Here is a 21,520-nt window from a genome sequence, read left to right as displayed (position 1 = left end):
CCATTGCCTACAGCTCAATACTCATGCCGTCATAAGCCACTTCGATCCCGCACCGTTCCAGCAAGGCACGTTCGGCCGAGTCTTCGTCGAGGATCGGGTTGGTGTTGTTGATGTGGATCAGCACCTTGCGCTGGCGGGTAAAGCCTTCCAGCACCTCAAGCATGCCGCCGGGGCCGCTTTGGGACAGATGCCCCATTTCACTGCCCAGGCTCTGGCCGACTTCGCAGACGCGCATTTCGTCGTCACGCCACAAGGTGCCGTCCAGCAGCAGACAATCGGCACGCTGCATCCAGCTCAACACTTCATCATCGACTTGCCCCAGCCCCGGTGCGTAAAACAGTGATGCGCCGCTGCGCCGGTCTTCAACGAACAAACCAATGGTGTCACCCGGTTGCGGATTGCCGCGATTGGGCGAGTACGGCGGTGCATTGCTCACCAGGGGAATCGCACGCCAGCGCAAGTGCTGGCAGGCAGGAATGCTGAATGGCTGGCGATCCAGACCGATCGGTTGCCACTGCAACCCGCCGTTCCAGTGGCGCAGCATGTTGAACAGCGGGAAGCCACTGCTCAGGTCCTGGTGAACCCGTTCGGTGCACCAGACGGCATGCGGACACCCTTCACGCAGGCTCAGCAAGCCGGTGCAGTGATCGATCTGGCTGTCCAGCAGCACGACGCCGGCGATGGCACTGTCACGCAACTGGCGAGCCGGTTGCAACAGCGGAAAACTGGCGAGCTGCGCGCGAATGTCCGGTGACGCATTGCACAGCACCCAATCCACACCGTTGTCGCTCAGGGCAATCGAGGACTGCGTGCGCGGTTGCGCCCGCAGGCTGGCATTGCGCATCCCGGCGCACTGGTAGCAGTTGCAATTCCACTGCGGGAAACCGCCACCAGCGGCGGAGCCGAGAACGCGGATGTGCATGGGTAAGGCTCCAAAGGCAGGCCCGGCCAACACAACAGCTGGCCGGGTGAGCAATCAACGGTTGGCGAAATACATCGTCACTTCGAAGCCAATGCGCAGATCGGTAAACGCGGGTTTAGTCCACATGGGTCAATCCTCTTCTTGTGCCGGGCGATTCCGGTAAAGCCATTAATGCACGGGGCGTCGAGTGCCCGAATGCTACTTTCGAAGGAGATGGCGGGGTGCGTTGGTAGGGGGTGTTGCGCGATCTTCAAGTGCACCCAAAACCAATGTGGGAGCGAGCCTGCTCGCGATAGCGGTCCATCAGTCAACAGTGTTGTTGAATGTGAAACCGTCATCGCGAGCAGGCTCGCTCCCACAGGTTTTTCAGTGATCTGGAAGGGTTAGAAGAACCCCAGCGGATTGATGTCGTAGCTGACCAGCAGGTTTTTGGTCTGCTGGTAGTGATCGAGCATCATCTTGTGGTTTTCCCGACCAACGCCGGACTTCTTGTAGCCACCGAACGCCGCGTGTGCCGGGTACAGGTGATAGCAGTTGGTCCACACGCGCCCGGCCTTGATCGCCCGGCCCATGCGGTACGCACGGTTGATGTCGCGGGTCCAGAGGCCGGCACCGAGGCCGAACTCGCTGTCGTTGGCAATCGCCAACGCTTCGGCTTCGTCCTTGAAGGTGGTGACACCCACCACCGGGCCGAAGATTTCTTCCTGGAACACGCGCATCTTGTTGTGCCCCTTGAGCAGCGTCGGCTGGATGTAATAGCCGCTGGACAAGTCGCCTTCAAGACGCTCGGCGGCGCCACCGGTGAGCAGTTCAGCGCCCTCCTCCTGAGCGATTTTCAGGTACGAGAGGATCTTGTCGTATTGCTGCTCGGACGCCTGGGCGCCGACCATGGTTTCGGTGTCCAGCGGGTTGCCGCGCTTGATCTTGACGATCTTCTTCATGACCTCGGCCATGAACGGCTCGTAGATCGACTCTTGCACCAGCGCCCGCGACGGGCAAGTACACACTTCGCCCTGGTTGAAGAACGCCAGCACCAGACCTTCGGCGGCTTTCTCGATGAACCGAGGCTCGGCGTTCATGATGTCTTCGAAGAAGATGTTCGGCGACTTGCCGCCCAGCTCGACCGTGCTTGGAATGATGTTCTCGGCGGCGCAATGCATGATGTGCGCGCCCACCGGGGTCGAGCCGGTGAAGGCGATCTTGGCGATGCGCTTGCTGGTAGCCAGCGCTTCGCCGGCTTCACGACCGAAGCCTTGGACGATGTTCAATACGCCCGCTGGCAGCAGATCGGCAATCAGCTCAGCGAACACCATGATCGACAGCGGTGTCTGCTCGGCCGGTTTGAGCACGATGCAGTTGCCGGCAGCCAGCGCCGGGGCGAGCTTCCAGGCGGCCATTAGCAGCGGAAAATTCCACGGAATGATTTGCCCGACCACGCCCAGAGGCTCATGAAAGTGATAGGCGGTGGTCAGCTCGTTGATCTCGGCAGCGCCGCCTTCCTGGGCGCGAATGCAGCCGGCGAAATAACGGAAATGGTCGGCGGCCAACGGCACGTCGGCGTTCAGGGTTTCGCGCACGGCCTTGCCGTTGTCCCAGGTTTCGGTGACCGCGAGGATTTCCAGGTTTTGCTCGATACGATCGGCGATTTTCAGCAGCACCAGCGAGCGGTCCTGGGCCGAGGTCTTGCCCCAGGCATCCGCAGCGGCGTGTGCGGCGTCGAGGGCCTTTTCGATGTCGGCGGCGCTGGAGCGTGGAAACTCGGCAATCACTTCACCGGTGACCGGCGAGGTGTTGGTGAAGTATTCGCCATTGACCGGCGCGACAAACTCGCCGCCGATGAAGTTGCCGTAGCGCGGTTTGAAGGAAACAACGGCGCCTGGGGTTCCGGGTTGTGCGTAGATCATGGTGAGCCTCTGTCTGGGTCGATGCCTGCCGTACCGACAGGCGATGAATCGATACGTTATTTGGTAGTAGGTTTCACACAAGTCCCCTTGTGGGAGCGAGCCTGCTCGCGAAGGCGGAGTGTCAGTCACCAATGTGTTGAATGTGACGCCGCTTTCGCGAGCAGGCTCGCTCCCACAGGGGATGTGCAGCGGACTCAGGGTCAGTGCTTGGCAACGAGATCTTTGGGCAGCTTGAAGGTCCAGAGCATGCCGCCCTGGTTGAAGTCCTTCACGCGCTTGGCCACTTCCCCGCCCCACAACGGTACGGCGCCGCCCCAGCCGGAGAGGACGGACACGTATTGTTCGCCGTCCATTTCCCAGGTCACGGGTGAGCCGAGTACGCCGGAACCGGTCTGGAACTCCCAGACTTTCTCGCCGGTCTTGGCGTTGAACGCCTGGAGGAAACCTTCCGGCGTGCCGGTGAACACCAGATTGCCCTTGGTGGTCAGCACCCCGCCCCACAGCGGCGCGTAGTTCTTGTGGCGCCAGACTTCCTTGCCGGTTTTCGGGTCAATGGCGCGCAGCACGCCGATGTAGTCTTCATTCAACGGCTTGATGGTGAAACCGGCCCCGAGGAATGCCGCGCCTTTTTTGTAGGCGATGCCTTCGTTCCAGATGTCCATGCCCCACTCGTTGGACGGCACGTAAAACAGCCCGGTGTCGCGGTTGTAGGCCATCGGCATCCAGTTTTTCGCGCCAAGGAACGCAGGCGCTACGAAGACCGAACTGCCTTTGGGGTCAGCGCCCGGGGCGCCGGGGCGGCTGGCTTCGTTGTAGATTGGCCGGCCCTCTTTATCCAGACCGGTGGCCCAGGTGATCTTGTCCACGAACGGGAAACCACGGATGAACTTGCCGTTGGTACGGTCCAGCACATAGAAGAAACCGTTACGGTCCGCCGTGGCCGCCGCTTTGATTTCCTTGCCGCCCTCGGTGTAGTTGAAGGACACCAGCTCGTTGACGCCGTCATAGTCCCAACCGTCGTGAGGCGTGCTCTGGAAGTGCCATTTGATGGTGCCGTCGTCCGGGTTGAGCGCCAGACGCGACGACGAGTAGAGGTTATCGCCAGGACGCAAATGCGAGTTCCACGGTGCCGGGTTGCCGGTGCCGAACAGCAGCAGATTGGTTTCCGGGTCGTAGTAACCGCCGAGCCAAGGGGCCGCACCACCGGTCTTCCACAGGTCACCCGGCCAGGTCTTGCCGGCTTCACCGCCGGAGATGCCGTTTTCGATGGCCTTGCCGTCCTTGTAGATGTAGCCCATGTGGCCTTCGACGGTCGGCCGGACCCACAACAGCTCGCCATTTTTAGGGTCGTACGCCGCGATCTTGCCCACCACACCGAATTCGCCACCGGCCACGCCGGTAATCAGTTTGCCGTTGATCACCAGAGGTGCGGCACTAATGGAGTAGCCTTCCTTGTGGTCGGCCACCTTCTTGCTCCACACCACTTTGCCGGTGTCTTTGTTCAGGGCTACCAGCTTGGCGTCGAGGGTGCCAAAGATCACCAGGTCGCCATACAGCGCCACGCCACGGTTGATCACGTCGCAGCACGGACGGATGTCATCCGGCAGGCGCGCATCGTATTGCCAGAGTTTCTTGCCGGTGCGCGCATCCACCGCGAACACCCGCGAGTAGGAACCGGTCATGTACATCACGCCGTCCTTGACCATCGGCTGTGCTTGCTGGCCACGCTGTTTTTCGCCGCCGAAGGAGAATGCCCAGACGGGCCGCATCTCCTTCACGTTGTCGACGTTGAGAATATCCAGCGGGCTGTAGCGCTGCCCCTGGACGCCGAGGCCGTTGGTGACGACTTGCTCCGGATTTTTCGGGTCCTGGAGAATGTCCTGGTCGGAAACGGCGGCCCATGCCTGGCCGGACAACAGCATGGCACTGAGCAGCAGGCTCAAGACGAAGGGCTGGCGACGTGCGGGTTGGGTCATGACGGCTACCTCTGCGGTTTTTTGTTATTCGCGGGAACGTTTCCCGGCGTAGTGCAGATTCTTGGGCGCCGCCGCCCCGACAACAATTACCCGCAATATGGAGATTCCTAATCCCTTAGTAGCGGTTTGCATGAGTTCAAGCGTCACATGGCCGCGCCGGAATCAACCCGGGTCATCTGCCCACGCTCGTAACGCGGGTACAAATGACTGACGCTGCGGATCAATTCATACCGGCTCAGATTGATCCTGGCGAAACGTTCAGGGATGGGGCTGCGGATCATCTCGGCCATGTCGCTGCCGCTGGCCGCGCCCTCTTGCAGCAGCTGGTCGAGCCAGGTCAGGTAGTCGCGCATTTGTTCGAAGGGTTGTGGGTCGCTGGCCACCGGACCGTGACCAGGCACGATCAGCGTCCAGGCCAAGCCCTGGAGAGTGGCGGTGTCCGCCAGCCACACGGCCAGCCCGGGGCTGTTGGGGGTGGTCAGGGCCCGCTGATAAAACACCAGGTCCCCGGCAAACAGCACGCCGGTTCGCTGGTCGAGAATAGCCAGATCCGCTGCCGTATGCCCACCCAGGCCCAGCACGCGTAAATCGTGATTCCCAAAACTGTGTACGCCTGGTGTCACGACCTGATTGGGCAGCACCACTTCGGTGCCGCGCATCCAGTCGCCCACCATTCGATACATATTCTCGGCCATCGCATCACCTTGTTGATGCAACAGCTCAGTGGTACCCGCCAATGCGCCGATGGGCACGTCGGCAAACGCCTGATTGCCCAGCACATGGTCCGGGTGATGGTGGGTCAGAAATACCTGAATCACCGGTTTATCCGTGATCGCCGCAATCGTCTTGCGCATGGCCTCGCCGTAACGCTTAGACGGCCCGGTGTCGATCACCACCACGCCGCGCTCGGTGACAATGAATGCGGTGTTGACGATATCGCCGCCGTTGGCCTTGGTGAAATTATCCGTGCTGCCTTCCAGCAGCCAGGTGTCTTCGGCGATCTGCCGGGGCTTGAGCGAATACTCAAGGTCGGCCATGGCCGGCAGGCTGACGCTCAAGATAATCAGCAGTATCCAACGCATGACACGCTCCTTTGGGTCAGGGGATCGACGCATCAAATTCATTGCCGCTGGTGTCCCGAATGAACAGGCGCGTCTGCCCTGCCCCTTCAATGTCAAAGGCAAGGTTGGGGTTTTCACTGACAGCGGGAAACAGCTCCAGCCGCGCCAACAGCTGATCGTTCAGATCCTTCAGTTCCGCATGGTTGATGAAGAATTCCGGAATACCGCTGACCATGCCGTTGTCCATCGGGTGCGCCACTTGCACGCGCAATCGGTTGAACTTACTGCGCGGATAGCGACCGCCCAACACTTCGCCGATGTGCTCCTCCCAGCCGGGCTGGGTGCGCACGACACTCGGCGCGGTGCAGCCGCCACCCGCCGCGTCGATCAACGTCGAACCGACATGCCAGAGCCCATCGCGTGTCAGGACCGCCGCGCGCAAGGGGGTGGCCTGTTCGATCCGGATACGGATCGACAGCCACGGCAATACCCGATCCAGCGGCTGGAAGTCGACGATCCTCGGCAACGGATTGAGTTCGGCCCAGGCGAGGATTTTCACCACCTCGCCCTTGAACGCTCGTGCATCGATTTCCAATGGCACTTGCCGGGCGTCTTCGGCAAACGGCGGCGCCAGCAGCTTGACCCGATCATCAAAGACAAAGGGTGCATCGCCGAGCATTTGCTTGTGATAGAACGCCCACATCACCGAGGGCACCGGGTCTTTACCCGGATCGATGCTCGTAGCGTGCGCAGCCAAGGGTAACCAACAGGCCAACAGACACGTCATTCGCCAGCTCATCACCCGCTCCTATTGATACATCTGCGGCACGTCATAGCGCAGGCCGTAATGGCTGTAGATCGTCTTCACCGCACCCTCGCGGATCAGGCCTTCCAATGCCTCTTCCACGGCATAGGCCAGCTGCCGATTGCTCTCGTGCACGGCCATGCCGATTTCCCAGAGCTGCTTGCCCATGCTCGGGTAGGCGTTTTGCGCCAGTGCCACCTGCGGGTCGGCCGCTTCATGCACCTGCCAGTCAATTTCGCCCCGCATGGCCATGACGGCGTCGACCTCACCGGCCTTCATCGCGGCAAATGCCTGTGGCACGCCCGGATAGTGGTGGGTCTTGCCGGCGAGCATGCCGTTGAACACCGAAGTCAGGTAAAACGACGGCACGCTGTCGACCTCGACGCCAATCGGGTGATGCTCGAACACGGCCACGCTGCCGACTTTTTCCAGCCGACGTTGATCGTATGCCACCTGCCATTGTTCGGTCTGATAGGGGCCGAACATCACCACATGACCGTTTTCCATTTCGCCGAATTCGTTGCGCTTTTGGGCGAAGTCGCGGTCATAGGGCACACGCATCATCAGGTCGGCCAGTTGCTGGTTGTGCAAGGCACTGGCGCGCCAAATGTAATCCCGCAAATCGTCATCGAGTTTTTCCCCGGCAGGCGCCCAGATCAGCGTCAGGCGTACACCGAGCGCCTTGGCCAGGGCCTCGGCGAGCTCGACATCAACACCTCGGGGCTGGCCGGCCTGTTCAAAACTGTAGGGGGGGAAGTCCTTGTAGACCGCCACTTTCAGCTCCCCGGCGGCGATCATTTCGTCATAGGTGCGAACCTGCGCCTGCACTGTCTGGCAGCACAGCCACAGTGCACTGATCAGCACCGCGATCAGACGCATGGGATCACTCCTCGACGTGAACGCTGTCGAGGTAAGTGCGCACCGCCCACAAGGCTTCCTGGCTCAAATAGTCGGCCATTTTGGGCATGTAGACCCGACCGTCACGCACCGCGCCATGACGCACGCGCTCGACAAACCACTCGTCTCCTGACTCTCCGACATCAAGCATGCGCAAGTCGGGGGCAATCCCACCGGACTTGGCCTCCAGGCCATGACAGGCCGCACAGTTCTGGTTGTAGGCCGACGAACCGATTTCCAGCGCCTTATCTCGCTCCGGGGAGGCGCGGTAGGGGTTGGCCGCCGCCCAGCCATCCGCATCGACCGGAACACCGGCGTCCTTGATCGGGGTCAGACCCTGGGTTTCCACGGCTTGAGGTACCACGTTGCCGTGAGCCCACACGGAACCTGCACTGATAAAGCCGGCCAGCAGCCCGGTCATGAGCAAAGCGTTGCGTATTGTTGTCATTGTTATGCCCTCAGGATTGCACGCAAAACCTCTTGGCAGAGGCTATGGCACCCATCTTAGAAACGGCATTGCAATCACCCCATGCTGCTTTGGTGGTCGCCTTCTAGTCCCTTGGTAGTAAGGCGATGGAGGCAGCCGACAGGCGTAACGCGATCCGTAGCAGCTGGCGAAGCCTGCGTTCGGCTGCGCAGCAGTCGTGAAATCAGGCGATGCGGTGGTTCAGGAAGACCGCAGTTTCAGGTTTTACGACTGCTGCGCAGCCGAACGCAGGCTTCGCCAGCTGCTACGGATAGTGTTATGGCTTAACTGATCGGCATCAGGGCGAGAGCCATTCAAACCCAAGCTAAAACCGCGTCGATTCGCCCGGGTTACTACCTTGGTACTGGCTCTCCGGTACTTTCTGCATATTTCTTCTGCTTCACAGGCTTCCTATGCTGGCGCTACCTGTAATGGAGCGTCCTATGCGCCTGCTAGCCCCTTACGCCTTGCTGTACCTGCTGGCGATTGCCTGCGCTGCCGGCCTGGCCACCCAAAGCCAGGCCGCAGACGCGCCGCTTCAGGTGCGGGTCGGCTACCTGGGCTATCGCCCCGATCCGGGACCGTTACTGTCCAATGTCATTCCCGAGCCGACCGATGCCGGGTTGCGTGGCGCCGAATTGGCGATCACCGACAGCAACAGCACCGGACGTTTTCTCAACCACAGTTACACCCTGGACAGTGCCAGCGTCGACAGCCCCGAAGCCTTGCTCGAAGCGGCCAAAGCCCAGCACGCACAGGGGCTGCGTCTGTTTGTGGTGAACGCCCCGGCCGACAACTTGCGCCAACTCAGTGCCGCCCTGCCCGACAGCCTGCTGTTCAACGCCGGCAGCCCCGACGACCGCTTGCGCACCACCGACTGCCTGCCGAACGTGCTGCACAGCTTGCCGAGTCGGGCGATGCTCACCGATGCACTGGCGCAATATCTGGTGGTCCGCAAATGGCAACGGGCGCTGCTGATCGTCGGCCCGACTGCCGACGATCAAGCCTACGCCACCGCCCTGCGCCGCGCGGCCAAGCGCTTCGGGCTGCAACTGGTGGCGGAGAAGGCCTGGAGTTTTGATAACGATCAACGTCGCAGTGCCCAGGCCGACATGCCGCTGTTCACCCAGACCGCCGAATATGACGTGGTGCTGGTGGCCGATGAGCGCGGCGATTTCGGTGAATACGTGCCCTACCAGACCTGGTACCCGCGCCCGGTCGCCGGCACGCAAGGGCTGACCCCGGTGGGTTGGCACAAGACCGTGGAAACCTACGGCGCCGCGCAGTTGCAAAAGCGTTTTGAAGCCCTGGCCGGGCGCTGGATGAACGACCGCGACTTCGCCGCCTGGATGGCCGTACGCAGCATCGCCAGCGCCGTGAGCAAACTGCACCAGACCGAGCCGATGGCGATCCGTCAGCTGGAACTCAGCGATCAACTGCCGCTGGACGGTTTCAAGGGGCGCAAGCTCAGTTATCGCCCGTGGAACGGCCAGTTGCGCCAACCCATTCCCATCGTCCAGCCCCGCGCCCTGGTCAGTACCTCGCCGCAGGACGGCTTTCTGCACCCCTTCAACGAAATGGACAGCCTGGGTTACGACAAACCCGAGGTCGGCTGCCGCTTTCCCTGATCCAACTTTCCACAAGAACTACAACAAAAAGGAATCCGCCATGCGCCGCACCCTGCTTTGCCGCTCCCTGCTTTCTTGGGCCCTGCTGCTCGCTGCCGGGCATGCCGCGGCCAGCACCGCGTGGGTCTCCAACGAAAAGGACAACAGCCTGAGCCTGATCGACATGCAGACCCTGCAAGTCACCGACACCTTGCCTGTCGGCCAGCGCCCGCGTGGCCTGTTGCTGTCCCACGACAACAAGCTGCTGTACATCTGCGCCAGCGATTCGGACCGGGTCCAGGTGATGGACGTGGCCACGCGCAAGATCATCAAGGAGCTGCCTTCGGGCAAAGACCCCGAGCAATTCGCCCTGCACCCCAATAACCGCTGGTTGTACGTTTCCAACGAAGACGATGCGCTGGTCACGGTGATCGACACCGAAACCTCCCAGGTGCTCGGGCAGGTCAACGTCGGCGTCGAACCCGAAGGCATGGCCGTCAGCCCCGACGGCAAGTGGGCGGTGAACACCAGCGAAACCACCAACATGCTGCACTGGATCGACACCAGCACCCAGACCCTGGCCGACAGCACGCTGGTGGATCAGCGACCGCGCTTTGTCGAATTCAATCAGGACGGTTCACAACTCTGGGCGTCGGCGGAAATCGGCGGCACGGTGACGATTCTCGACGTCGCCAGCCGCAAGATCCTCAAGACCCTTAACTTCCAGATCAAAGGCATCCACCCGGACAAGGTCCAGCCCGTGGGCATCAAGCTCAGCGCCGACGGCAAGTACGCATTCGTCGCACTGGGCCCGGCCAATCACGTGGCGGTGATCGATGCCAAGACGTTTGAGACTCTCGACTATCTGCTGGTCGGGCGGCGTGTCTGGCAGTTGGCGTTCACGCCCGATCAAAAGCAACTGCTCGCCACCAACGGCGTCAGCGGTGACGTGTCGGTGATTGATGTCGACAGCCTCAAGGTCAGCAAATCGGTGAAAGTCGGACGCTACCCTTGGGGCGTGGTGGTGACGCCATGAATGCACTGGAAGTCAGCGACCTGAGTTTTGCCTACGGTGCCCGGGAAGCGTTGCGCCACGTGAATTTCAACTTGGCCGCCGGACGTTTCGCCGCACTGCTGGGGCCCAATGGCGCCGGCAAATCAACCCTGATTGCCCTGCTGACCCGGCTTTATGATGTGCAGCACGGAGACATCAAGGTCGGCGGCTATTCATTACGCGATGCCCCGCGCCCGGCGCTAAAGCAGTTGGGCGTAGTGTTCCAGCAAAGCACCCTGGACCTGGACCTCAGCGTCGAGCAGAACCTGCGGTATCACGCCGCGTTGCATGGTCTGTCCCGGCGCCAGACCGGTATCCGGGTTGACGCCGAGCTGGCCCGCCAGACCCTGACCGAACGCCGACGCGAACGGGTACGCGAACTCAATGGCGGCCACCGCCGCCGGGTGGAAATCGCCCGCGCCCTGCTGCATGAACCGCGCCTGTTGCTACTCGACGAAGCCAGCGCCGGACTCGATCCCGCCAGTCGCCTGGCACTCAATCAGCACCTGCGCAACCTGTGCCGCGAACACGCCATCAGCGTGCTCTGGACCACCCATTTACTGGACGAAGTGCAGGCCAGCGACGACTTGTTGATCCTCCATCAAGGCCGGTTGGTGGCCAGCGGACAGGCCGATGCGCTGAGCCTGGAACATGGCGGCGACCTCGGCTCGGCTTTCGCTTGCCTGACCACTTCAGGAGCGGCGCGATGAATGCGTACTGGCAATGTTTCAGCGGTATCGTGCTGCGCGAATGGCTGCGTTTTGTGTTACAGCGCACGCGGTTTCTCAGTGCGCTGGTGCGGCCGCTGTTATGGCTGCTGGTGTTCGCGGCCGGTTTTCGGGCGGCATTGGGCATCGCGATTATCGAACCCTACGACACCTACATTCCGTACGAGGTCTATATCGTCCCCGGCCTGGCTTGCATGATCCTGCTGTTCAACGGCATGCAAGGTTCACTGTCGATGGTGTACGACCGCGAGATGGGCAGCATGCGCGTGCTGCTGACCAGCCCCCTGCCCCGGACCTTTCTGCTATGCAGCAAGCTGCTGGCCACGTCGCTGATTTCCCTGTTGCAGGTGTATGCCTTTTTGGCCATTGCCTGGATGTATGGCGTGCAGCCGCCGGCCATGGGGTTGTTGATTGCCCTGCCGACATTACTGGTGGTGGCGTTGATGCTCAGTGCCTTGGGCCTGTTGCTGTCCAACGCCATCCGCCAGCTGGAGAACTTTGCCGGGGTCATGAATTTCGTGATCTTTCCGCTGTTTTTCCTGTCCTCGGCACTGTATCCGTTGTGGAAGATGCGTGAGGCCAGTGAATGGTTGTACTGGCTGTGCGCGGTGAACCCGTTTACCCATGCGGTGGAGCTGGTGCGGTTTGCCCTGTATGAGCGCTTCAATCCGCTGGCGCTGGCGGTTTGTGTGGGGCTGACCGTGGTGTTCGCGCTGCTTGCCGTGCTCACCTTCAACCCACAGCACGCAGCCCTGCGAAAATCCAGCTAACAACCCGCTCCCACATTTGATCTTCATCAACCGGGGGGAAATTACTACTTTAGTACTGGTTTCCCTGTCTATCGTCGCATTCCCAAAGTCCCCCGCCTGGCATGTAATAGGTCCATAACTATAAGGATCGAACCCATGCCGCGTGCCCGACGCTGTCTGTTGCGCCCTACTCTCGCTGCGCTGTCTCTGAGCCTGTTGCTGGGCAGCGCGCACGCCGAAACACCGCTGTTTTCCGCCGAAGGCTATCGCATCGGGCTGTATCGCAGCCCGACGCCGGAAACCCTGCAAGGCGCGACCATCCTTGACACCCGAGCCCTGCAAACCCTGCTCAATCAAACCCCGTCGCCGGTACTGATCGATGTCTACCGCCGCCAATGGCTGCAAGGGCAGTTCATCGAAGACCAGCCCCATGAAAACCTGCCCGGCAGCCACTGGCTGGCCAATACTGGCGACGGCGACCTGACGCCCGACTGGCAGGGTTACTTTGCGCGTAACCTCAAGGCATTGACCGCCGGGGATCCGGCACGACCGCTGGTCTTCTATTGCCGCGCCGACTGCTGGTTGAGCTGGAACGCGGTAAAACGGGCGTCCGCCATGGGCTATAAGACGTTGTATTGGTATCGCGACGGCCTCGATGCCTGGCAAGCCGCCAACCTGCCCGTGACGCCCGCCCGGCCCGAACCTTTCCCCTGATCTTTACGCTGGCGTGTTGTTGCCACACCCTAATCAAAATAATGAGGTGAAAGGCTATGTACAAAATTCTGATTGCCGACGATCACCCGCTGTTTCGCGAAGCGATTCATAACGTCATCAGCGATGGTTTCCCCAATAGCGAAGTCATGGAAACCGCCGATCTGGACAGTGCCCTGGCGCTCACTCAGGAACACGACGACCTGGACCTGATCCTGCTCGACCTGAACATGCCCGGCATGCACGGGCTTAATGGTCTGATCAATCTGCGCAACGAGGCCCCGACCATTCCCGTGGTGATTGTCTCTGCCGAGCAGGACAAACAAATCGTCCTGCAAGCCATTACCTACGGTGCGGTGGGTTTCATCACAAAGTCGTCACCGCGCACGCAAATGACCGAGGCCATCCAGCAAATTCTTAACGGCAACGTGTACTTGCCGCCAGACATCATCCGCACCACCCGAACCAACACCCCGCGCAGGATGAACGACACGCCGAGCTTCCCTCCCGAATTGCTCCAGGCCCTGACCCGCAAGCAATTGCAGGTACTTGAACGCATGACCAAGGGCGAATCGAACAAACAGATCGCCTACACCCTGGAAATCGCCGAAACCACCGTCAAGGCCCACGTCTCGGCAATCCTGCGCAAACTCAATGTGCACAATCGGGTACAGGCAATCTTGAGTGCCGGGGATATTGATTTCGGGTCTTACTTGCGGCGTTGAGTCTGGGAGACCGCGTCGCCCCATTCGCGAGCAGGCTCGCTCCCACATTTAATCTCCCGTGAACACAGAATTTGTGAACATCCAAGAACCAATGTGGGAGCGAGCCTGCTCGCGATGACGGTGGTACTAACGCAGAGGATCTCAAGGCCTGCCGAGCAAATGACTCATCGCCGTCTTGAGTTTCATCGGCCGCACCGGTTTGTGCATCAGGGTGTGGCCCAGCTCGCGGATCTGCTGTTTGAGTTCGTTGCTGTAGTTGGCGGTGATCATCAGGGCCGGGATGGGTGACGCACGACAGGCATTGATCCGGGCCACGGCGTCCACGCCATTCTGATCGTTGTCCAGATGATAATCAGCGATCAACAGGTCCGCCTCGGCGCGGTAGTTCTCCACTTTTCGCGCCAGGTCCTCTTCCGACAGTGCCGTCACCACCCGACAGCCCCACCCTTCGAGCAAGGTGCGCATGCCGGCGCAAATGGTCGCGTCGTTGTCCAGCACCCAGACCCGTGCCCCGCGCAGGCGCTCAAGCATCGGCTCACTCATCTGCAACGTCGGCACCGGCGTCGGTGCGGTCGCGCTCAAGGGTACTTCGACCGAGAACATCGAACCCTTGCCTGGCCACGAGCGCACATGAATGCGATGCCCGAGGATCCCGGCGATTTTCTCGACAATGGCCAGGCCCAGCCCCAGGCCGCGATCTTGATCCGGACGCTGCACGTCACCGCGTTTGAACTCCTGGAAAATCTCTTCCAGACGATTTTCGGCGATGCCCATGCCGGTGTCCCAGACCTGGATCAACAAGCGCTGATGAAGACGCCGGCATCCGAGTACCACCCGGCCGCTGTAGGTGTAGCGAATCGCATTGCTCAGCAGGTTGCGCAGGATGCGCGCCAACAACTGGATGTCACTGCGCACCAGCGCCGAACAGGCGATGAAATGCAGTTCAAGGCCCTCACTGCGCGCCACTTCGGTGTATTCAGCCGCGAGGTTTTCCAGCAGTTCGCTGAGGGCGAACGGCGCAATATCGGCTTTGATGACCCCGGCATCGAGCTTGGAAATGTCCACCAGAGTGCCCAGCAAGTTCTCGACATCTTCCAGGGAGTTACTGACATTGCGCACCAGAATTTCGTTGGAATTCGGTTCGCGTCGCTCCAGCAATGCACTGGTAAACAAGCGTGCGGCGTTCAGCGGTTGCAGCAAATCGTGGCTAACGGCGGCGAGAAACTTGGTCTTGGACAAGTTGGCTTGCTCAGCTTCAAGCTTGGCCTCACGCAAACGTGATTCCACTTCGCGACGCTCTTCGATTTCACGCAACAACTGGCCATTGAGGGTCGTCAGTTCCGCCGTGCGTTCGCGCACCCGCAACTCAAGATTCTGATACGCCTGGTGCAGTGCCTCAGCGGTGCGACGGCGCTCGGTGATGTCGCGGATCAACACGAAAATCCCCACCACCTCCCCCGAGGCCAGGCGATTGGGCACGTAGGAACGCAGCATGTAGCGCTCCTGATTATTGACGTTGGTTTCGGCGAACTCGAACGTGACGCTCTCGCCGGCCAGCGCCCTCGCCACGTAACTCTCCAAACGCTGGTAATGCTGTTCGCTGTGCACTTGCCGCAGGCTTTGGCCGAGCATCACGCCCCGTGGCCAGCAGTACCACTCTTCGTAGACCTTGTTGGTGAACTCATACACCAGATCGGCGTTGAGGTAGGCGATCAGCGCCGGCACATGGTCGGTGATCAGGCGAATCCAGCGCTCGCTTTCACTCAGCGTCTCGGCGTGCTGGTATCGCTCGGTGATGTCGGTGAAGGTGTTGACGAAACCGCCGGTCGGCAGTGGATGCGTACGGATTTCCAGGACCCGGCCGTCATAGAGGCGTTGTTCGCATTCCTGTACCGGCCGTCCATTGCCATCGCGACTGACCGGGGTCAGCAAATTCAGCTCGGTGTCGGCGATCACTTCAGCAAAGGGTCGATGGGCAGCGACCGGCGCCAGCCCGCTCAATTCGAGGAAGCGCCGGTTCCACAATTCCAGAATACCCTCGGCGTTGACCATCGCCACACCCTGGGACAGGTTATCGACCGCCCGCTGCAACAGATGTGATTTCTGCGCCACGGCCTGTTCGCGGCGTACGGTTTCACTGAGTTTGACGTCGGTAATGTCGGTGAACAGGATCACCCGTCCGCCTTCCTGAGTCGGTCGCTCGCTGACTTGCAGCCAACGCCCGTTCTGCAAGCGGTACAGCAAGCTCTCGTCGGCGTGCCCCCGCGGTTCTTCGGTGAACAGCCCGTTGCTCATCATCAGGCGCTTGACCTCGGTCAGGCGCATGCCCGCGTTGATCCGCACCCGGCTATTGCGCCAGAACGCCTTGAAGCGACTATTGAACAAGACGATGCGCTGCTCGGCGTCGAACAAGACAAAGGCATCGGAAATGCTCTCGATGGCATCGATCAGATGTCGATGCGCCGTTTCGGCACGCAGGCGTGCCTCGCTGAGCAAATGGTTGCCGGCCTTGAGTTCGGCCATGGCCTGGTTCAAGGCATCGGTGCGCTCGCGGACCTGCTCGGCCAGCACCACTGAATGCTGGAACGCCGCGTACGGATCATTGCCCCGGGTGATGCCGGACTCGATACGCTCGATCAGCGCCGCGTTGATCCGCTGCAGTTTATGGTTGTCGTGGCGCAGGCCGGCCAGTTCGGCCTGCAGCTCAGCGATGTCCTGGGGCACGGCCGCGGGCAATGGCAACGCCGGTGAAGGTCTGGTTGATGTGCATGCCATTGAACTGTTCTCCATAGGTGTTGAAACCCATCACCCGTTGCTCGCGCAAAAACGTCCCGATGTCATCGAGACGACCGTCGTCTTCCAGTTCCAGTCGCCTGAGAAAACAGTCGCAACCGATGGTCAGCATCAGATCACCCAAGCGCTCCTCCAGCCCCTCGAACAAGCTTTTCAGGTTCGGCAGCATGGGCCCTGGGGTCATGGCGGTGAGCACGATGCCATTCTCCACGGCGCAGTAAAAACTCAGACTCAAGTCCGCATGCACCTGCTGAATCGCGCGCACGTAATACTGCTCGTTGATTTTCACGGCCAACGGGTGCGCGGCGAAGATTCGGTGATCCAGCGCACTCACCGGCACACCGATGTGCCGGGCGTATTCGGCGGCGGCGGGTTCCGCGTTGAGTTCATAGACACGGCGCGACGCGCTGTCGGCCCCGGTGACCACCAGCTTTTCGGCCCGGGGCAGCATGTGGTGGGTGGTGAACACTTCGAAATCCAGCCAGGTATTGACCAGCACGACCACCGCCGCGCCGCTGTGAAAGGCGCCATCGAAGTACACATGGGTATGGGTCAGGTAGTTGTCGTCACCGGCCGAACCGCCAAAATGGGGAATGTCGCCCAGTGCGGCACTCAAAGCGGCGAGGACCATTTCTTCGCGGCTGGACAAACCATCGAGCAGGGTCAGGGCAAAACTGTTGCCCTTGATCGGTGCCAGGGTGTTGCTGCGACAGCCGCTGACCAGGCGCTCAACCATTTGCTGCGCATCGATCAGGCTGAAGTGTTCCATTTCGTCGATCAACTCGATCGCAATGGAAAAATGCCGGTGATCGAAACCCACCGCCGTCACGCAATTGCGTCCATAGCCCAGCGGGGTGATTTCCCCGGCACTGGTGCAGCCCACCAGACGAATACCCCCGAAACTGTGTTGCAAGGCCTCGCCCAGCGCCTGCAAGTCATATTCGGCGGAACAGAAAAACAGCACGAAGCCCAGATGCGGGTGCAACAATTGACGCGCCAGCTCCTGCGCCACTTGTCGGGCATCGGTGGCCTGGGACATTGCGCTGACGACACCTTCACCCTGGACCTGCTGCATCGTCGCCTCCCGCAGGTGCGTATGGTTGAGCAGGGAGTTTACGAAACCCGCACAGCGCAACGAATGCTACTTGGGTAGCGGTCAGACGCTTCGATGGGATGAGAGCGGTGGCGAACTTCGCTGTGGACCCGACCGGGCCCACATGCAGGGTATCGTTTTTAGACGCCGGCCCTGAACAGCATATAAGCGGCAATCACAATGCAGACGCTGGCAAAGCCGACTTGCAACGCCCGCGCCGGCACCTTCGCGCACAGCTTGCGGCCAATGATCATGCCGACGATGCTGGCAACGATGAAACTGACACCAAGGCTATCGATGCGCACACCGGCGTGAAACGCGCCGATCACGCCGATGGCGGAAATCAGGCTGATCACCATCAGGGAAGTGGCGACGATCCCGCGCATCTGCACGTCGGTCAGTTGCTTGAACGCCGGGACGATCAGAAAGCCGCCGCCCACGCCGAGCAGTCCGGACACCACGCCCGTTACCGCGCCGAGCGACGCCAGGGTCGCCGTGCATTTGGCGGTCCAGGAAAAACGCCCGGTCTGTTGATCAAGCATGCAGTTTTTCTGCCCCCAGTTGGCGTGACCGTGATCGCTCGGCCCTGCTTCCTGCCGCTCACGGCGCAGCATCCGCCAGGCGACCATGACCATCAGCAGACTGAACAGAATCATCAGGATTTTTTCCGGCAACTGATGGGCGAAGTAGATGCCCACCGGGGAAAACACCGCGCCGAGCAGCGCGATCAGCAACGCCGCGCGATAACGCACCAAGCCATGCCGCAACCCGTCAATCGCGCCGACCGCTGCTGCGCTGCCCACCGCAAACAAAGCGACGGGCGCTGCTTGGGTCATGGTCAATCCCAACCCCAGCACCAGGGCCGGCACCGCAAGAATGCCGCCACCGGCCCCGGTCAAACCGAGGACCAGGCCCATGACCATCCCAAAAAAACTTGCCAGCAACATAAACCACTCGTGATTTGTTGAAAAAGGCCGGGAACGCCCGGTATCGATGACGGACAGGATAGAGCCCGCGCAGATTTTTTCATCAATTGAATTAATCAGGGGCTGGTCAATGCGGGGAAAATGAAACTACCCTCGGTGCTTGTTCAGATAGAAATGCTCACCATGCCTGCCTTGATTGAAGCTTTCCTCGACCCTGCCTCGTCGACCTACAGTTACGTGATCCACGAAGCCGATGGCGGCCAATGCGCCATCGTCGACCCGGTGCTCGACTACGATCCGGCAGCGGGCAGGACGTGCACGGCCCAGGCCGACAAAATCATCGCGTTCGTGCGCGATCATCAGTTGCAGGTGCAATGGTTGCTGGAAACCCACGCCCATGCCGATCACCTGTCTGCCGCACCTTATCTGCGCCGGGAGCTGGGCGGCAAAATAGCGATTGGGGAGTCGATCAGCAAGGTTCAAGGCGTGTTCAAAAGCCTGTTCAACCTGGAGCCGGAGTTTCGCATTGATGGTTCCCAGTTCGATCATCTATTCGCGCCGGACGAGTCGTTCATGATCGGCAACCTCAAGGCCACCGCCCTGCATGTGCCCGGCCACACCCCGGCGGACATGGCTTACCTGATTGACGATGAGGTGATTCTGGTCGGCGACACCTTGTTCATGCCCGATGTGGGCACCGCGCGCTGCGACTTTCCCGGCGGCAACGCCAATCAGTTGTACGCCTCGATTCGAAAACTGCTGGCCTTCCCGGCCAGCGTGAGCCTGTACGTTTGCCACGACTACCCGCCCGACGGCCGCGCCCCCCAATGCATGACCACGGTTGGCGAGCAGCGCAAAAGCAACATCCACGTGCATGACGGCATTGATGAGGCGGCATTTGTCGACATGCGCACGCGGCGCGATGCCGGGCTGGGCATGCCGAACCTGTTGCTACCGGCGATTCAGGTGAACGTGCGGGCGGGGAATTTGCCCCCGGCCGAGAGTAACGGCGTGACCTACCTGAAAATCCCCATCAACCAGCTCTGACTCACCACCCTCCACGTAGCAGCTGTCGAGCAACGCGAGGCTGCGTGTGCGGTGTGCCTGACAAAACCCGATTGCCGGGTTTGCGACGGCTGCGCCGCCGGACGCTGCCTCGCGCTGCTCGACAGCTGCTACAGGGATTGGAGGGTCAGCTGGAGAGGGTCAAACCATTGGCCGGCAACGGCAGTGCGGTTTTGTAGCGCACCTGCTTGAGTGCGAAGCTTGAACGGATGTTCGCCACACCGGGGACTTTGGTGAGAAAGTCCATCATGAAGCGCTCCAGCGACTGGATGGTCGGCACCAATACCCGAATCAAATAGTCCGGGTCGCCCGCCATCAAATAGCACTCCATCACTTCCGGGCGATCCGAGATCGCTTCCTCGAAATGCTGCAACGCCTCTTCTACCTGTTTCTCCAGACTGACGTGAATGAACACGTTCACATGCAGCCCCAGCAGGTTCGCATCCAGCAGCGTCACCTGCTCACGAATCAGGCCCAACTCTTCCATGGCCTTGACCCGATTGAAGCACGGCGTCGGCGAAAGATTGACCGAGCGTGCGAGGTCGGCGTTGGTGATACGCGCGTTCTCTTGAAGGCTGTTAAGAATGCCGATATCGGTACGGTCCAGTTTGCGCATGAGACAAAACCACCTGATTTTTCTGTTTATGCAGATTTTTTATCCCCAAATGATCTCCAACGCAATGAAACTGAGATAAATATTCTTCTTCGCCGGGCCTATGATTGTTGTAGGACAATAATTCTTCCACAGAGGAATGACGGTCAGCTCACTACAAGAAATTCACAAGATCGAGCGAAGAAGCCATGAACCAAGCGTACGAACCGCTGCAACTGCACGTTCCCGAACCCTCGGGCCGTCCTGGTTGCAAAACCGACTTCTCCTACCTGCGTCTGACCGACGCGGGCACGGTGCGCAAACCTTCCATCGACGTAGAACCCGCCGACACCGCCGACCTGGCCAAGGGCCTGATTCGCGTGCTCGACGACCAGGGCAATGCCCTCGGTCCGTGGGCTGAAGGCGTACCGTTCGAAATCCTGCGTAAAGGCATGCGCGCCATGCTCAAGACGCGGATCTACGACAACCGCATGGTGGTCGCCCAGCGTCAGAAAAAAATGTCGTTCTACATGCAGAGCCTCGGCGAAGAAGCCATTGGCACCGGCCAGGCCCTGGCCTTGAACATCGACGACATGTGCTTCCCGACCTACCGCCAGCAAAGCATCCTGATGGCCCGCGACGTTCCGCTGGTAGGCCTGATCTGCCAACTGCTGTCCAACGAGCGCGATCCGCTCAAGGGCCGTCAGTTGCCGATCATGTACTCGGTCAAAGATGCCGGCTTCTTCACCATTTCCGGCAACCTCGCCACCCAATTCGTACAAGGCGTGGGCTGGGGCATGGCGTCGGCGATCAAGGGCGACACCAAAATCGCCTCGGCCTGGATCGGCGACGGCGCCACCGCTGAATCCGACTTCCACACCGCCCTGACTTTTGCCCACGTTTACCGCGCGCCGGTGATCCTCAACGTGGTCAACAACCAGTGGGCAATCTCCACTTTCCAGGCAATTGCTGGCGGTGAAGCCACCACGTTTGCCGGTCGTGGCGTCGGTTGCGGCATTGCCTCCCTGCGGGTTGACGGCAACGATTTCGTCGCGGTCTATGCCGCCTCTGCCTGGGCCGCCGAACGTGCACGCCGCAACCTCGGCCCGACCATGATCGAATGGGTCACCTACCGCGCCGGTCCACACTCCACCTCTGATGATCCGTCCAAGTACCGTCCGGCCGACGACTGGAGCTACTTCCCGTTGGGCGACCCGATTGCGCGCCTCAAGCAGCACCTGATCAAGATCGGTCACTGGTCCGAAGAGGAACACACCGCCGTCAGCGCCGAGCTGGAAGCCGAAGTCATCGCCGCACAGAAAGAAGCCGAACAGTACGGCACCCTCGCCGGTGGCCAGATTCCAAGCGCCGCGACCATGTTCGAAGACGTCTACAAAGAGATGCCTGAGCATTTGAAGCGCCAGCGTCAAGAGTTGGGGATCTGAC

General features: G+C 60.6%; 20 protein-coding genes. 8 read left to right on the top strand and 12 right to left on the bottom strand.

The features are described from left to right. Nucleotides 1-7: 7 nt before the first annotated feature. The 8 genes from pqqB to pedF form a co-directional block, all read right to left on the bottom strand. Nucleotides 8-922 (bottom strand): pyrroloquinoline quinone biosynthesis protein PqqB, encoded by a 915-nt coding sequence (pqqB, locus tag J2Y56_RS24095; RefSeq protein WP_310353096.1) that lies wholly within the window; start codon nt 920-922, stop codon nt 8-10. Nucleotides 923-976: 54 nt separating this feature from the next. Continuing rightward, nucleotides 977-1,048, bottom strand: a complete 72-nt coding sequence (gene pqqA, locus J2Y56_RS24090) for a pyrroloquinoline quinone precursor peptide PqqA (protein WP_003253598.1) — start codon at nt 1,046-1,048, stop codon at nt 977-979. A gap of 257 nt (nt 1,049-1,305) precedes the next feature. Next, complete coding sequence (locus J2Y56_RS24085; protein WP_310353095.1) at nt 1,306-2,826, bottom strand: aldehyde dehydrogenase family protein; 1,521 nt, start codon at nt 2,824-2,826, stop codon at nt 1,306-1,308. Nucleotides 2,827-3,026: 200 nt separating this feature from the next. Then, nucleotides 3,027-4,802 carry a PQQ-dependent methanol/ethanol family dehydrogenase gene (locus J2Y56_RS24080; RefSeq protein WP_007949297.1) on the bottom strand — a complete coding sequence of 592 codons (1,776 nt, stop codon included), beginning with the start codon at nt 4,800-4,802 and terminating at the stop codon, nt 3,027-3,029. Nucleotides 4,803-4,945: 143 nt separating this feature from the next. After that, on the bottom strand, nt 4,946-5,884 hold the full coding sequence (locus tag J2Y56_RS24075) for a quinoprotein relay system zinc metallohydrolase 1 (protein WP_310353093.1): 939 nt from the start codon (nt 5,882-5,884) through the stop codon (nt 4,946-4,948). A gap of 16 nt (nt 5,885-5,900) precedes the next feature. Beyond that, complete coding sequence (locus tag J2Y56_RS24070) at nt 5,901-6,662, bottom strand: quinoprotein dehydrogenase-associated SoxYZ-like carrier (RefSeq protein ID WP_007948299.1); 762 nt, start codon at nt 6,660-6,662, stop codon at nt 5,901-5,903. A 9-nt stretch (nt 6,663-6,671) separates the two neighbouring features. Beyond that, on the bottom strand, nt 6,672-7,547 hold the full coding sequence (locus J2Y56_RS24065) for an ABC transporter substrate-binding protein (RefSeq protein WP_007948300.1): 876 nt from the start codon (nt 7,545-7,547) through the stop codon (nt 6,672-6,674). 4 nt (nt 7,548-7,551) lie between these two features. Beyond that, nucleotides 7,552-8,013: a cytochrome c-550 PedF gene (pedF, locus tag J2Y56_RS24060; RefSeq protein ID WP_007948301.1), complete on the bottom strand. Its 462-nt coding sequence runs from the start codon at nt 8,011-8,013 to the stop codon at nt 7,552-7,554. A 461-nt stretch (nt 8,014-8,474) separates the two neighbouring features. Here pedF and J2Y56_RS24055 point away from each other — a divergent pair, with 461 nt between their 5' ends. From J2Y56_RS24055 to J2Y56_RS24030, 6 genes are all read left to right on the top strand, one after another. After that, nucleotides 8,475-9,659, top strand: coding sequence for an ABC transporter substrate-binding protein (locus J2Y56_RS24055; protein WP_310353090.1), 1,185 nt, complete (start codon nt 8,475-8,477; stop codon nt 9,657-9,659). A gap of 40 nt (nt 9,660-9,699) precedes the next feature. Next, entirely contained in the window at nt 9,700-10,674 is a 975-nt protein-coding gene (locus J2Y56_RS24050) for a YVTN family beta-propeller repeat protein (protein ID WP_310336191.1), read from the top strand. Continuing rightward, nucleotides 10,671-11,402 carry an ATP-binding cassette domain-containing protein gene (locus J2Y56_RS24045; RefSeq protein ID WP_310353087.1) on the top strand — a complete coding sequence of 244 codons (732 nt, stop codon included), beginning with the start codon at nt 10,671-10,673 and terminating at the stop codon, nt 11,400-11,402. Before J2Y56_RS24050 ends, J2Y56_RS24045 begins: the two co-directional genes overlap by 4 nt. Then, entirely contained in the window at nt 11,399-12,190 is a 792-nt protein-coding gene (locus J2Y56_RS24040) for an ABC transporter permease (RefSeq protein WP_310353085.1), read from the top strand. The genes J2Y56_RS24045 and J2Y56_RS24040 overlap by 4 nt, the downstream gene beginning before the upstream one ends. A gap of 135 nt (nt 12,191-12,325) precedes the next feature. Next, nucleotides 12,326-12,883, top strand: a complete 558-nt coding sequence (locus J2Y56_RS24035) for a PQQ-dependent catabolism-associated CXXCW motif protein (RefSeq protein ID WP_310353082.1) — start codon at nt 12,326-12,328, stop codon at nt 12,881-12,883. A 56-nt stretch (nt 12,884-12,939) separates the two neighbouring features. Further along, complete coding sequence (locus J2Y56_RS24030) at nt 12,940-13,605, top strand: response regulator transcription factor (RefSeq protein ID WP_007948476.1); 666 nt, start codon at nt 12,940-12,942, stop codon at nt 13,603-13,605. A 141-nt stretch (nt 13,606-13,746) separates the two neighbouring features. On the opposite strand, the gene nahK is transcribed toward J2Y56_RS24030, so the two are convergent. From nahK to J2Y56_RS24015, 3 genes are all read right to left on the bottom strand, one after another. Beyond that, nucleotides 13,747-16,380, bottom strand: coding sequence for a hybrid sensor histidine kinase/response regulator NahK/ErcS' (gene nahK, locus J2Y56_RS24025; protein WP_405046883.1), 2,634 nt, complete (start codon nt 16,378-16,380; stop codon nt 13,747-13,749). Beyond that, a complete protein-coding gene (gene nosP / locus J2Y56_RS24020; protein WP_310336198.1) occupies nt 16,310-17,473 on the bottom strand; it encodes a nitric oxide-sensing protein NosP in 1,164 nt (387 codons plus the stop codon). Before nosP ends, nahK begins: the two co-directional genes overlap by 71 nt. A 158-nt stretch (nt 17,474-17,631) precedes the next feature. Next, nucleotides 17,632-18,438 carry a sulfite exporter TauE/SafE family protein gene (locus tag J2Y56_RS24015; protein WP_310336201.1) on the bottom strand — a complete coding sequence of 269 codons (807 nt, stop codon included), beginning with the start codon at nt 18,436-18,438 and terminating at the stop codon, nt 17,632-17,634. A 162-nt stretch (nt 18,439-18,600) separates the two neighbouring features. Between J2Y56_RS24015 and J2Y56_RS24010 the strand changes: the two genes are divergently transcribed. Continuing rightward, the gene (locus tag J2Y56_RS24010) at nt 18,601-19,464 is read left to right on the top strand and encodes an MBL fold metallo-hydrolase (RefSeq protein ID WP_033049679.1); all 864 of its coding nucleotides are present in this window, start codon (nt 18,601-18,603) and stop codon (nt 19,462-19,464) included. 145 nt (nt 19,465-19,609) lie between these two features. Here the strand turns inward: J2Y56_RS24010 and bkdR are convergent, their stop codons facing one another. After that, the gene (gene bkdR, locus J2Y56_RS24005) at nt 19,610-20,098 is read right to left on the bottom strand and encodes a Bkd operon transcriptional regulator BkdR (RefSeq protein ID WP_007948482.1); all 489 of its coding nucleotides are present in this window, start codon (nt 20,096-20,098) and stop codon (nt 19,610-19,612) included. Nucleotides 20,099-20,283: 185 nt separating this feature from the next. Between bkdR and J2Y56_RS24000 the strand changes: the two genes are divergently transcribed. Next, nucleotides 20,284-21,519 carry a 3-methyl-2-oxobutanoate dehydrogenase (2-methylpropanoyl-transferring) subunit alpha gene (locus J2Y56_RS24000; protein WP_007948483.1) on the top strand — a complete coding sequence of 412 codons (1,236 nt, stop codon included), beginning with the start codon at nt 20,284-20,286 and terminating at the stop codon, nt 21,517-21,519. Nucleotide 21,520 lies beyond the last annotated feature (1 nt).

The sequence above is a fragment of the Pseudomonas sp. BE134 genome, assembly GCF_031456105.1.
GTDB lineage: Bacteria > Pseudomonadota > Gammaproteobacteria > Pseudomonadales > Pseudomonadaceae > Aquipseudomonas.
The sequence above is the reverse complement of the archived record's forward strand: the minus strand, read 5'-3'. Positions and strand labels throughout refer to the sequence as shown.